Origin of the sequence: Streptomyces parvus, assembly GCF_014648875.1 — a bacterium.
Classification (GTDB): Bacteria; Actinomycetota; Actinomycetes; order Streptomycetales; family Streptomycetaceae; genus Streptomyces; species Streptomyces parvus.
This window is the reverse complement of record NZ_BMRY01000002.1, coordinates 89864-102217: the sequence shown is the minus strand read 5'-3', so window position 1 is coordinate 102217 and position 12354 is coordinate 89864. Positions and strand designations below refer to the sequence as shown.

The 12354-nt window shown below is 72.0% G+C and carries 10 protein-coding genes; 4 read left to right on the top strand and 6 right to left on the bottom strand.

The genetic code is table 11. From position 1 onward, the window contains the following. Nucleotides 1–45: 45 nt before the first annotated feature. A complete protein-coding gene (locus IE140_RS06590; protein WP_150196757.1) occupies nt 46–2022 on the bottom strand; it encodes an ATP-binding SpoIIE family protein phosphatase in 1977 nt (658 codons plus the stop codon). Nucleotides 2023–2136: 114 nt separating this feature from the next. Then, on the bottom strand, nt 2137–2667 hold the full coding sequence (locus IE140_RS06585; protein ID WP_109178481.1) for a DedA family protein: 531 nt from the start codon (nt 2665–2667) through the stop codon (nt 2137–2139). A 238-nt stretch (nt 2668–2905) separates the two neighbouring features. Between IE140_RS06585 and IE140_RS06580 the strand changes: the two genes are divergently transcribed. Further along, nucleotides 2906–4138, top strand: coding sequence for an MFS transporter (locus IE140_RS06580; protein WP_150196756.1), 1233 nt, complete (start codon nt 2906–2908; stop codon nt 4136–4138). Between the two features lie 263 nt (nt 4139–4401). Here IE140_RS06580 and IE140_RS06575 read toward each other — a convergent pair whose 3' ends face one another. Both IE140_RS06575 and lepA read right to left on the bottom strand, forming a co-directional pair. Next, the gene (locus IE140_RS06575; protein WP_100560584.1) at nt 4402–6291 is read right to left on the bottom strand and encodes an AMP-dependent synthetase/ligase; all 1890 of its coding nucleotides are present in this window, start codon (nt 6289–6291) and stop codon (nt 4402–4404) included. Nucleotides 6292–6582: 291 nt separating this feature from the next. Continuing rightward, entirely contained in the window at nt 6583–8457 is a 1875-nt protein-coding gene (lepA, locus tag IE140_RS06570) for a translation elongation factor 4 (RefSeq protein WP_078654600.1), read from the bottom strand. A gap of 228 nt (nt 8458–8685) precedes the next feature. Here lepA and rpsT point away from each other — a divergent pair, with 228 nt between their 5' ends. Beyond that, nucleotides 8686–8952, top strand: coding sequence for a 30S ribosomal protein S20 (gene rpsT / locus IE140_RS06565; RefSeq protein WP_006124350.1), 267 nt, complete (start codon nt 8686–8688; stop codon nt 8950–8952). Between the two features lie 431 nt (nt 8953–9383). Here rpsT and holA read toward each other — a convergent pair whose 3' ends face one another. Next, entirely contained in the window at nt 9384–10370 is a 987-nt protein-coding gene (gene holA / locus IE140_RS06560; RefSeq protein WP_032762057.1) for a DNA polymerase III subunit delta, read from the bottom strand. Nucleotides 10371–10480: 110 nt separating this feature from the next. Here holA and IE140_RS06555 point away from each other — a divergent pair, with 110 nt between their 5' ends. Beyond that, nucleotides 10481–10726 carry a hypothetical protein gene (locus IE140_RS06555; protein WP_189460186.1) on the top strand — a complete coding sequence of 82 codons (246 nt, stop codon included), beginning with the start codon at nt 10481–10483 and terminating at the stop codon, nt 10724–10726. A 28-nt stretch (nt 10727–10754) separates the two neighbouring features. Here IE140_RS06555 and IE140_RS06550 read toward each other — a convergent pair whose 3' ends face one another. After that, nucleotides 10755–11636 (bottom strand): YceI family protein, encoded by an 882-nt coding sequence (locus IE140_RS06550; RefSeq protein ID WP_032762058.1) that lies wholly within the window; start codon nt 11634–11636, stop codon nt 10755–10757. A 244-nt stretch (nt 11637–11880) separates the two neighbouring features. Between IE140_RS06550 and IE140_RS06545 the strand changes: the two genes are divergently transcribed. Next, nucleotides 11881–12342, top strand: coding sequence for a pyridoxamine 5'-phosphate oxidase family protein (locus IE140_RS06545; protein ID WP_150198776.1), 462 nt, complete (start codon nt 11881–11883; stop codon nt 12340–12342). Nucleotides 12343–12354 lie beyond the last annotated feature (12 nt).

Below are 12354 nucleotides of genomic sequence, written 5' to 3'. Positions count from 1 at the left end.
CCCGGACCGGGCGGGCTCGGGGCCCGCCGGTCCGCCCGGTCCGCGTCAGTCCGCGTGCAGGACCAGCAGGGCCACGTCGTCGTCCGGGGGCTGCTCGGCGAACTCGTGCACGGCCCGCCGGATCTTCTCGGCGGTGGCCTCGGCGGGCAGCCCGGCGCATCCGGCGAGCACCCGGGCCAGCCCGTCCCCGTCGTCGAACATCAGCGGGCCCGACCGCCGCTCGGTCACCCCGTCGGTGACGCAGAGCAGGGTGTCCCCGGGCACGAGGTCGAAGACCTGGCTCTCGTACGCCACGTCCTCCACGACCCCCAGCAGCACCTGGGGCTCGGCGGCCGGGCGTACGGAGCCGTCGGGGCGCAGCAGCAGCGGCAGCGGGTGCCCCGCGCTGGCCACCGTGCAGCGGACCCCGCCGTCGGGGAGCGGCACGACCTCCCCGTACAGCAGGGAGAGGAACCGTGACTGGGTGCCGTCGTGGAGCTGCTGGCCCCCGGCCGCGGCGACCATCAGGGCGGCGGCCTCGGCGGCCTCCATGGCGTCGTCGAGGAGGAGGCGGTTCAGCCGGTCCAGGACCTCCCCGACGCCGAAGCCCTCCCGGGAGAGGAGCCGGAGCCAGGGGCGGGCGAGGCCGGTGACGACGGCGGCCTCGGGGCCGGAGCCCTGGACGTCGCCGAGGACGAAGCACCAGCGGTCGCCGGGGCACGGGAAGATGTCGTAGAAGTCACCGCCGACCACGCCGTCGTCGCTCGGTTCGTAGACGAGGGAGCTGGTGACGCCGGGGATGTCGGCGACCTTGCTGGGGAGCAGGCCGCGCTGGAGGATCCGGCTGATGGTGGCCTGGCGGGTGTAGGCGCGGGCGGCGCCGACGGCGAGGCCGAGGCGGCGGACGAAGTCCTCGATCAGCGAGGCGACGGTCTCGGGCACCCGGGTGACGCCCTCGCGGCCGACGAGGACGGTCCCGAGCGCCCGGCCGCCCGCGGTGATCCGGAACGCGAGCGCGGCCCCGTCCCGGCCACCGGGATGCGGCCGCGCGGTGCCCTCGGCCTCCCCGGGCCGGCCGGCGGGGGCGCCGGGGTGCGCGGGCCAGGGGACGGCGACGGGGCCGGAGCCCGCCCCGGCGGGAAGGGAGAGCGGGGCCCGCTCCAGGGCGGTGCGCAGGGGCTCGCTGCCGGTCTCGTCGCTGTGCCAGACCCGGGCGAGCCGGGGTTCGGCGGCCGGTCCCCCGCCCTCGGTCTCCAGCCAGATCGCGCACCAGTCCGCGAGCCGGGGCACCAGCAGCTGGCCCGCTATGGCGGCCACCAGGTCCTCGTCGAGCTGCCCGGCGAGGAGGTCGGACGCCTCGGCGAGGAAGGCCGGGGCGCCCCGGCTGTCCCAGACCGCGTCGTCGCGCTCGGTACGCCGGGCGGCGGGGGCGAGGATCGCGGCGGCGCGCAGGCCGCGCCGGAGGGCCTCCCCGTCGGGCGGGGTCGGCGGGGCGCTCCAGTCGTCGACGGGGAGGCGGGCCCAGACGGTCTTGAGGCCGGTGCGGTAGGTGATGCCCCAGGAGTCGGCGAGGGTGGCGACGAGCTGGAGGCCGCGCCCGTACTCCGCGGGGTCCGGCAGCTCCCCCGCGACCGCCGCGTCCGGTTCCGGCCCGGGCTCCGGCTCGTCGCCGCTGACCGGGCGGGCGGGGTGGTGGTCGGTGACCTCCAGGACGAGGGCGGCGGACGGCTCGTCGCCGCCCTCGTCCTCCAGCCTGAGGACCAGGTCGACGGTGGTGCCGGCGTGCACGACGGCGTTGGTGACCAGCTCGTTGGTGACGGTCACGGCGTCGTCGGCCAGCCGGTCGCTGAAGCCCACGGCGGCGGGCACCCCGAGCCCGGTCCACTCCGCGAGCGCGGCCCGCACGAACCGCCGGGCGGCGGACGGGGCGAGCGGTATCCCGGGCAGGCTGGTGCGACTGGCCAGGCGCGGGCCGTGCGCGCCCCCGGCACGGGTGGTGCCGGGACGCTGCACGGTGTCCCGCTGCAAGGGAATGGGCGCCACGGTGCGGCTCCTACGGTCGGACGACACCGACAGAGTGACAGACCGGCCGCATCCATAAGCACCGAGTTACGGAAGTGAGCAGAAAATCGAGCGGATTCGAACGCGTGGGACGGGTTACGACTTGTCGGAAGCGGCGTCACCGGAGGACGGAACGGCCGCCTCGTCGATCACCACGGCGTCCGGGGTCTCGCCCATCCTGACCGCGCGCCGCCTGCGGTACACCAGCGCGCCACCCACCGCGAGCAGGAGAACGACCACGCCGGCCACCCCGAGGGCCGTCTGCTCGGCGAAGAGCCGCCCCAGCCCCTTGAGGATGCCGAAGCCGGCGGTCGCGTAGATCAGCGCCCAGGCGGCTCCGCCCACGAACAGGGCCGGGAGGTAGCGCGACAGGGGCATGCGCATGCTGCCCGCGAGGAAGTTGGCGGCGGTCTGGAACCCGACCGTCAGGAAGGAGACGGCCACCACCGGCGCGCCCCACCGCTGGATCGCCCGCTCGGCCCGCCGGAACTTCGCCGAGGAGGTCCGCTCGGCGAACCTGCTGCGCCGGGCACCGGCCCCGGCGAGCCACCCGACGGCGAAGGTCCCTCCGGCGCGCAGCAGGACGATGACGTAGAGGGCTCCGGCCGCGAGGGCGATCTCATCCACGGCGCCTCACCCCGGGCGCACGCCGGGCACGAGCCCGGTCACCGTCTCTCACCTGCGCCCCGCCTCTGCCTGTTCAGTCCGCCGGGTACCACACCAGGCAAGGCCAGCCTAACCGGACGGTCATACGGCGGATACCGGCCCCCTGGCCATCCTTCGAGAAGGGTTTACCTACCACTCGGTCGGAATTCATCGCCCCGGCGAGTGTACGTTCGTACGCTCTGGAGCTAGGGTCGTCCGCATGACCGTCGACACCGAGACACGGCCCCTCCCCGCCGCGCGCCACGCGCGGGCCGCCGTAGCCGTCCTGTTCTTCACGAACGGGGCCCTGTTCGCCAACCTGCTGCCGAGGTATCCGCAGATCAAGGAGGATCTGGCGATCGGCAACGGCGCCTACGGTCTCGCGGTCGCCGCGTTCCCGGCGGGGGCCATCACGGCCGGCCTCGCGGCCGGGCTGCTCATCCGCCGCATGGGCTCGGCACGGGTCGCGGTGCTCGGGACCCTGCTGACGGGTGCGGGGATCCTGGCCGCCGGTCTGGCCCCGTCGGTCGCCCTGTTCGCGACCGCCCTGTTCCTGGCCGGAGCCATGGACGCGCTCACGGACGTCGCGCAGAACGCGCACGGGCTCCGGGTGCAGCGGCTCTACGGGCGGTCCATCCTCAACTCCTTCCACGCCGTCTGGTCCATCGGCGCGGTCACCGGTGGGCTGATGGCGGCGGGGGCGATGTCGCTGGGTCTGTCGCTCGGCGTCCACCTCGCGGTCTCGGCCGCCGTCCTCGTCGCCGCCGCCGTGGCCGCCCTGCGCTTCTGCCTCCCAGGACCGGACAACGGACCGGAGGAGACCGGACCGGAGGAGACCGGCCGGGAGGAGACCGGCCGGGAGCGGCTCACCGCAGAAGGGGCGCGCGGAACCTCGCGCGTCGGGGTCGTACTGGCGGCGCTCGTCCTGATCGCCACCGCCGGGACGCTCGTGGAGGACGCGGGGAACTCCTGGGCCGCCCTCTATCTGAGCGACGCCCTGCACGCCTCCGCGGCACTCGCAGCCTCGGGCTTCATCGCTCTGGTGGGCGCCCAGTTCATCGGGCGCCTCATCGGGGACCGCCTCGTCGACCGCTTCGGCCAACGGGCGGTGGCCCGGGCCGGCGGGCTGATCACGGCGGTCGGCATGGGTCTCGCCCTGGCGGTGCCGACGCTGCCCGGCACCATTCTGGGCTTCGCCCTGGCCGGCTTCGGGGTGGCGACCCTGGTGCCCGCGGCGATGCACGAGGCCGACGCGCTGCCCGGCCTCAAACCGGGGTCGGGCCTGACGATCGTCTCCTGGCTCATGCGCCTGGGCTTCCTGCTGTCGCCGCCGATCGTCGGCCAGGTCGCCGACGCGGCCGGCCTGCGCACCGGCCTGCTGGTGATCCCCGCCGCCGGAGTGCTGGTGGTGCTGCTCGCCGGGGTCCTGCAAGCCCGCCCTCGCCGCGACTGAACCGGCGGGGGCGGCGACACGGCTCGCGGCCCCGGCACAGGGGCGGCGACCCGGCTTGCGGCCCCGGCACAGGGGCGGCGACACGGCTTGCGGCCCCGGCACAGGGGCGGCGACCCGGCTTGCGGCCCCGGCACAGGGAAAAGCGAACGGGCGGGGAGCCCGGGCCTGTGAGGGTCCGTACTCCCCGCCCGTGCCCGCCCGGGGCCGAGCCCCCGGACGGGTTCACGCGCGCAGCCGCTGAGCCCCGCGCGAGCCTCCGTACATCAGGCCTCGCGCGAGCCTGCGTACATCTCGTCGATGAGCCCCTGGTACTCGCGCTCGACGACCGGCCGCTTCAGCTTGAGGCTGGGGGTCAGCTCGCCGTGCTCGACGTCCAGGTCGCGCGGCAGAAGGCGGAACTTCTTGATGGTCTGCCAGCGCTGCAGGCCCTCGTTGAGGCGCGTGACGTACCCGTCGATCAGCTCGACGGTCTGCGGGGCGGCGACGACCTCCGCGTACGACTTGCCCGCCAGGCCGTTCTCGGCGGCCCAGCCGAGGATGGTGGGCTCGTCGAGGGCGATGAGCGCGGTGCAGAAGTTACGGTCCGCGCCGTGCACCAGGATGTTGGAGACGAACGGGCAGACCGCCTTGAACTGGCCCTCGACCTCCGCCGGGGCGACGTACTTGCCGCCCGACGTCTTGATCAGGTCCTTCTTGCGGTCGGTGATGCGCAGGTACCCGTCGGCCGACAGCTCGCCGATGTCCCCGGTGTGGAACCAGCCGTCCGACTCCAGGACCTCGTCGGTCTTGTCGGGCAGCTTGTGGTAGCCCTGCATGATGCCGGGGCCGCGCAGCAGGATCTCGCCGTCGTCCGCGATGCGCACCTCGGTGCCGGGGAGCGGCTTGCCGACGGTGCCGGTGCGGTAGGCCTCGCCCGGGTTGACGAAGGAGGCGGCGCTGCTCTCGGTGAGGCCGTAGCCCTCCAGGATGTGCACCCCGGCGCCCGCGAAGAAGTAGCCGATGTCCGGGGCGAGGGCGGCGGAACCGGAGACGCAGGCGCGCAGCCGGCCGCCGAAGGCCTCCCGGATCTTGGAGAAGACGAGCGCGTCGGCGACCTTGTGCTTGGCGCCGAGCGCGAAGGGGACGGACGCCTTGCCGGTACGCCGGAAGTTGTCCTGGGAGACCTTGGCGTACTCGCGGCCCACGCCGGCGGCCCACTGGAAGATCTTGTACTTCGCGCCGCCACCGGCACGGGCCTTGGACGCGACCCCGTTGTAGACCTTCTCGAAGATGCGGGGGACGGCCGCCATGTAGGTCGGCTGGACGACCGGCAGATTCTCGATGATCTTGTCGATGCGGCCGTCGATCGCGGTGACGTGACCGACCTCGATCTGGCCCGAGGTCAGGACCTTGCCGAAGACGTGGGCGAGCGGCAGCCACAGGTACTGCACGTCGTCGGCGTTGATGAGGCCGGTCGAGACGGTGGCCTTGGCCATGTACGACCAGTTGTCGTGCGGCAGCCGTACGCCCTTGGGCCGGCCGGTCGTGCCGGAGGTGTAGATGAGGGTGGCCAGCTGGTCGGCGGTGATGGCGGCGACCCGCTCGGTGACCGCGTCCGGGGTCTTGGCGAGCAGCTCGTCGCCCCGGGCCTCCAGGTCCGCGAGGGTGATGATCCACCCCTCGGGGTCGCCCTCGGCGGGCTCGGCGCCGGCCGGGTCGATGACGACGACATGGGCGAGGTCCGGCAGCTCGGTGCGGCGCTCGCGGGCCTTGGCCAGCTGCTCGGCGTCCTCCGCGATGAGGATCCGGCTCTCGGAGTCGGCCAGGATGAACGCGGACTCCTCGGCGTTCGTGGAGGGGTAGATCGTCGTGGTCGCGGCGCCCGCGCACATCACCCCGAGGTCGATGAGGATCCACTCCACCCGGGTGGCCGAGGAGAGGGCGACCCGCTCCTCCGGCTGCACGCCGAGCGCGATCAGCCCGGCGGCGATCGCGTAGACCCGCTCCGAGGCCTGGCCCCAGCTCAGCGACTTCCAGTCGTCGGGGCCCTCGCCCGAGGCCGACGGCACCGGATAGCGGTACGCCTCCCCGTCCGGGGTCGCCGCCACGCGGTCGATGAAGAGGGACGCCACGGAGGGCGGCCGATTATCGATCAAGGTCTGTGTGTCGCTCACGACGTCCTCCGGGCCTGCGGCATTGCTACGACCGGCTTCTTTGATACTGCGACTACTGCTGCTGTCCTGCTGCGCAACCTGCTTGTTCGACTTGTTTAACTGGCGAGTAACCAATGATGCGTGATCAGAGTAGAGCGCACGCGCGCCCCACGTAAGAGGCAACGGGCCGCCGCTTTCATAACGAAAGGGCCCTCACGTCGCGCGGTACTGCGGCGTGAGGGCCCTTGGCGCCGTTCACCGGCCCGGGACCGGGAGGGCGGGCGGAGCGGGGCAGGGAGCAGCGGGGCGGGGCTACTTCTTGCCCTTGCCCTCCCCCGCGGACTCGTCGGTCGACAGGACGGAGATGAAGGCGTCCTGCGGAACCTCCACATTGCCGACCATCTTCATCCGCTTCTTGCCTTCCTTCTGCTTCTCCAGCAGCTTCCGCTTACGGGAGATGTCACCGCCGTAGCACTTGGCGAGGACGTCCTTGCGGATGGCGCGGACGGTCTCACGGGCGATGACCCGGGCGCCGATGGCCGCCTGGATCGGCACCTCGAAGTTCTGCCGGGGGATGAGCTTCTGCAGCTTGGCGACGAGCCGCACGCCGTACGCGTACGCCTTGTCCTTGTGCGTGACCGCGGAGAACGCGTCCACCTTGTCGCCGTGCAGCAGGATGTCGACCTTGACGAGGTTGGCCGTCTGCTCGCCGGTGGGCTCGTAGTCGAGGGAGGCGTACCCGCGGGTCTTGGACTTCAGCTGGTCGAAGAAGTCGAAGACGATCTCCGCGAGCGGCAGGGTGTAGCGGATCTCGACCCGGTCCTCGGAGAGGTAGTCCATGCCGAGCAGGGTGCCGCGCCGGCCCTGGCACAGCTCCATGATCGCGCCGATGAACTCGCTCGGGGCCAGCACCGTGGCGCGGACGACCGGCTCGTGCACCTTGTCGATCTTGCCCTCGGGGAACTCGCTCGGGTTGGTGACGACGTGCTCGGTGCCGTCCTCCATCTCGACGCGGTAGACCACGTTGGGGGCGGTGGCGATCAGGTCGAGCCCGAACTCGCGCTCCAGCCGCTCGCGGACCACGTCCAGGTGGAGCAGGCCGAGGAAGCCGACACGGAAACCGAAGCCGAGCGCGGCGGAGGTCTCCGGCTCGTAGACCAGGGCCGCGTCGTTGAGCTGGAGCTTGTCCAGCGCCTCGCGCAGGTCCGGGTAGTCGGAGCCGTCCAGCGGATACAGCCCCGAGAAGACCATGGGCTTGGGGTCCTTGTACCCGCCCAGCGCCTCGGTCGCCCCGTTCTGCAGGGAGGTGATCGTGTCACCGACCTTGGACTGCCGGACGTCCTTCACACCCGTGATGATGTAGCCGACCTCGCCCACGCCGATGCCGTCGGCCGGGGTCATCTCCGGGGAGGACACCCCGATCTCCAGCAGCTCGTGGGTGGCGCCGGTGGACATCATCCGGATGCGCTCGCGCTTGTTGAGCTGGCCGTCGACGACACGGACGTAGGTGACGACACCGCGGTACGAGTCGTAGACCGAGTCGAAGATCATCGCGCGGGCGGGGGCGTCCGCGACACCGACCGGGGCCGGCACGTCCCGCACGACCCGGTCGAGCAGCGCGTCCACGCCGACGCCGGTCTTGGCGGAGACCTTGAGCACGTCCTCGGGCTGGCAGCCGATGAGGTTGGCCAGCTCCTCGGAGAACTTCTCCGGCTGGGCGGCCGGGAGGTCGATCTTGTTGAGCACCGGGACGATGGTGAGGTCGTTCTCCATCGCGAGGTAGAGGTTGGCCAGCGTCTGGGCCTCGATGCCCTGCGCGGCGTCGACCAGCAGGATCGTGCCCTCGCAGGCGGCGAGCGAACGGGAGACCTCGTAGGTGAAGTCCACGTGGCCCGGGGTGTCGATCATGTTGAGGACATGGGTCAGCCCCTTGTCCTCGCCCTCGGTGGGCGCCCAGGGCAGCCGGACCGCCTGGGACTTGATGGTGATGCCGCGCTCGCGCTCGATGTCCATCCGGTCGAGGTACTGAGCACGCATCTGCCGCTGGTCGACCACACCGGTCAGCTGGAGCATCCGGTCGGCAAGGGTCGACTTGCCGTGGTCGATGTGCGCGATGATGCAGAAATTGCGGATCAGCGCCGGGTCGGTACGGCTCGGCTCGGGCACGTTGGAAGGAGTCGCGGGCACGCAGGGTCCTGATTCTTGAGACGCCGAACGCCGTGTCTCGGGTCGATGTCGGGTCGGTCGGATCGTCGGTCGGATCGATACGTAGACTCCATCGTCCCACGCCTGCGGGGCAGCGACCGGTTTGGGCCGGTCGGAGAGTGACTGCTACCGTGGACAGCTGTGCCTCGTGTGCTCTCACGAGCGGCGGGGCTCACAAAGAAGATCCAACGAACCTGAAAAGGCTCTTTCGTGGCGAACATCAAGTCCCAGATCAAGCGGAACAAGACCAACGAGAAGGCGCGCCTGCGCAACAAGGCCGTCAAGTCGTCGCTCAAGACCGCGATCCGCAAGGCCCGCGAGGCCGCCGCTGCCGGTGACGTCGAGAAGGCCACCACGGCCGCTCGCGACGCCTCCCGTCAGCTCGACAAGGCTGTCTCGAAGGGTGTCATCCACAAGAACGCCGCCGCCAACAAGAAGTCGGCGCTGGCGTCCAAGGTTGCCGCCCTGTCGGCCTGAGCTTCTTCCCGAAGCTCACTGATGTGATGCGCCGGGACGGACCAGCGGGCCCTCTCTCCCGCCCCTGACCGGCACCCCGCGCCGCACACCGAACCTGCGTTCGCCACGCGGGTGCGGCGCACCAAAGCGTGACCCGGAAGCCCCGGCCGCCGATCTCCCCGGATCAGCGCACCGGGGCTTCCGTGCGTACAGGGGGCCACTCTCCGGCCCACCCGGCCCACCCGGCGCATCCTCAGCCCGTCCTGCGACCCGTTCCAGCCCACCCGGCGCACCCTCAGCCCGTCCGGCATTTGAGGACGGAACCGGTGATCGCACGAGAGCCAGCACCCTCCCAGCGCGACACGGCAGCACGCTCCAGCCCGTCCGGCGCTTGAGGACGGAACCGGGTCACGACAGGGCCCCGCGCCCCGCGGCGAACCCGGACGGAACGGCTACCGTCCCGACCTCGCGGCCCGGGCGACAACGACGACGGCCTTCTCCAGGGCGTACTCCGGGTCATCCCCGCCGCCCTTCACCCCCGCGTCCGCCGCCGCCACGGCCCGCAGGGCCACCGCGACCCCGTCCGGCGTCCATCCCCGCATCTGCTGCCGCACCCGGTCGATCTTCCACGGCGGCATCCCCAGCTCCCGGGCGAGATCGGCCGGCCGCCCGCCCCGGGCCGAGGACAGCTTCCCGATCGCCCGCACCCCCTGCGCCAGCGCACTGGTGATCAGGACGGGCGGGACCCCGGTCGACAACGACCACCGCAGCGCCTCCAGCGCCTCCGCCGCGCGCCCCTCGACCGCCCGGTCGGCGACGGTGAACGACGAGGCTTCGGCCCGCCCGGTGTAATAGCGCCCGACGACCGCCTCGTCGATCGTGCCCTCGACGTCCGCGATCAGCTGGGACACCGCACTGGCCAGCTCCCGCAGATCGCTGCCGATGGAGTCGACCAGCGCCTGGCAGGCCTCCGGCGTCGCGGACCGCCCGTGGGTCCGGAACTCCGACCGTACGAACGAGAGCCGCTCCGCGGGCTTGGTCGTCTTCGGGCAGGCGACCTCCCGGGCCCCGGCCTTGCGCGCCGCGTCCAGCAGCCCCTTGCCCTTGGCCCCGCCCGCGTGCAGCAGGACGAGCGTGATCTCCTCGACGGGTGCGCCGAGATACGCCTTGACGTCCTTGACCGTGTCGGCCGAGAGGTCCTGCGCGTTGCGCACGATCACGACCTTGCGCTCGGCGAAGAGCGAAGGGCTGGTGAGCTCGGCGAGCGTGCCCGGCTGCAACTGGTCGGGCGTCAGATCGCGTACGTCGGTGTCGGCGTCGGCAGCACGCGCGGCCGCCACCACCTGCTGCACCGCACGGTCCAGGAGGAGGTCCTCCTGGCCCACGGCGAGGGTGACGGGGGCGAGCGGATCGTCGGTGGAGTTCTTCCTGGTGGCCATCGCGATCCAGCATCCCACGCCCCACTGACAGCGAAGGACGGCCCGGGCGGTCCGGGCGGCCCGGGCAGCCCGGGGCCCGGACCCCGCCCCCCGTACCGGAGAATGTCCGGGTGAGCGATGTGAGACATGTGCTGGTGCTGCCCGACCGCGACGCCGCCGAGGAGGTGGCCGAAGAGCTGGCGGACCGCTTCGGGGTCGCCGAGGAGCCCCAGCTCGTACGGGACGCGCTGGCCGGTGAGGACGACGCCGAGGACGCCCAGTGGCTGGTCGTCGTGGAGGACGCGGCCGGACGGCTGGACCAGGCCGCGCTCGACGAGTTCGCCGCCGAGTACGAAGGCTGGCTGGAGAAGCCGTAACCGGTCCGGCGACCCCGCCGGGGCCTGCTCAGCCCCGGGGAACGATCTGGATGTCCAGGTCGATGCTGATGCTGGGCCCCACCACCGCGATCCCGCGCGCCAGCATGGTCTGCCAGGTCAGGGTGAAGTCCTCGCGGTGCAGTTCGGTGGTGGCCCGGCAGGCGGCTCGCGTCTCGCCCTCCAGGCCGTTGCCGAGACCGAGGTACTGGGCGTCCAGCGTCACGGTACGGCTGACGCCGTGCAGGGTCAGCGCACCGGTGACGCCCCAGCGGTTACCGCCCCGGTGAACGAAGCGCTCGCTGTAGAACTCCAGCGTCGGGTAGCGGCCGACGTCGAGGAAGTCGCCGGAGCGCAGATGGTCGTCGCGCATCTGCACATTGGTGTCGATCGACGCCGCGTCGATGATCACGTGCATGGCGGAGTCCTCCATGCGGTCGGCGATCCGGACCGCCCCGGCGAAGGTGTTGAACCTGCCGTGGATGCGGGCCAGCCCGATGTGCCGGGCGGTGAAGCCGATCTGCGAGTGGTTCGGCTCGATGTCCCAGTCGCCGGGGTCGGGCAGCTGCGGGGGCTGCGCCACCTGGAGGGTCACATCGCCCAGGGTGGCGTGCGCCCCCTCGGTCACGGTCGCCGCCCCGTGGAACGGGGTGAAACCCTCGGCCTTGACCGCCAGCCGGTAGTCCCCGGCCGGGACCGTGGCGAGAAGACTCCCGAAGGGGTCCGTCTCCCCGGCGGTCACCTTGCGGCCGACACTGTCGGTCACGACGAACTCGGCCTGCCGCACCGGTTCGCTGACCGGGTCCAGCACCCGGCAACTGAGCACGCCCGCGGTGCGGGGTACCTGGACTCCGGCGAGGGCACCCCCGCGCCCACCTGCCTGGCCTCTGCTTCCCAGCCAACGGCCGAACATCTTTACGTACCCCCAGGGGCGCTTCGCACTTCGGGGCCCTGACAGCTGGACGTCGTTGTCGGATCAGCGGCCCGCCGACGAGCATGCATTCGATCACCGATGCGACGTTCGTGGCAAACGGAGCGCCTCGGAATGAGTTGTACGCAGGTGGTATCGAAGGTCCGATTTCGATAAGTCCTAGGACTCCTGCCCGAGGCCCCTGGCCCGAGGCGCGAAGGCGTGACCACCCCCTAGCGTGTCGATCATGACCGAGTACGAGCCCCCGCGCAGCCGGGAACAGCGCAAGCAGGACGTCCTGGACCGCCTGCGGCAGGACGAGGACGCGTGGGTGGCGACGGCGTCCCCGGACGGTGTTCCCACCCTGGTGCCGCTGTCGTTCCTCTGGGAGGACGAGACCGGCACACTGGTGATGGCCACCCGGCGGACCAACCCGACGGCCGTCAATGTGACTCCCCACGGGCTGATCCGGGTCACCGTCGGCCACACCCGCGACGTGGTGCTGATCGAGGGCGAGGCGAGGGTCGTGGAGGCGGCGGACCTCCCCACCGCGACGAGGGATGCCTTCGCCGCCAAACTCCGGGGGTGGAGCCCGCGCGGCCCCCGCTGGGTGTTTCTGCGCATCACCCCCCGCACCCTGCGCGCCTGGCGCGAGGAGAACGAACTCGCCGACCGCGACCTGATGCACACCGGCACCTGGCTGGTCTGACCCACGGACTCC

Excerpts from the sequence above, each read along its gene's own strand:
- IE140_RS06545 (WP_150198776.1), top strand. The coding sequence starts at position 11,881 with ATGACCGAGTACGAGCCCCCGCGCAGCCGGGAACAGCGCAAGCAGGAC.
- IE140_RS06550 (WP_032762058.1), bottom strand. The coding sequence starts at position 11,636 with ATGTTCGGCCGTTGGCTGGGAAGCAGAGGCCAGGCAGGTGGGCGCGGG.
- holA (WP_032762057.1), bottom strand. The coding sequence starts at position 10,370 with ATGGCCACCAGGAAGAACTCCACCGACGATCCGCTCGCCCCCGTCACC.
- IE140_RS06580 (WP_150196756.1), top strand. The coding sequence starts at position 2,906 with ATGACCGTCGACACCGAGACACGGCCCCTCCCCGCCGCGCGCCACGCG.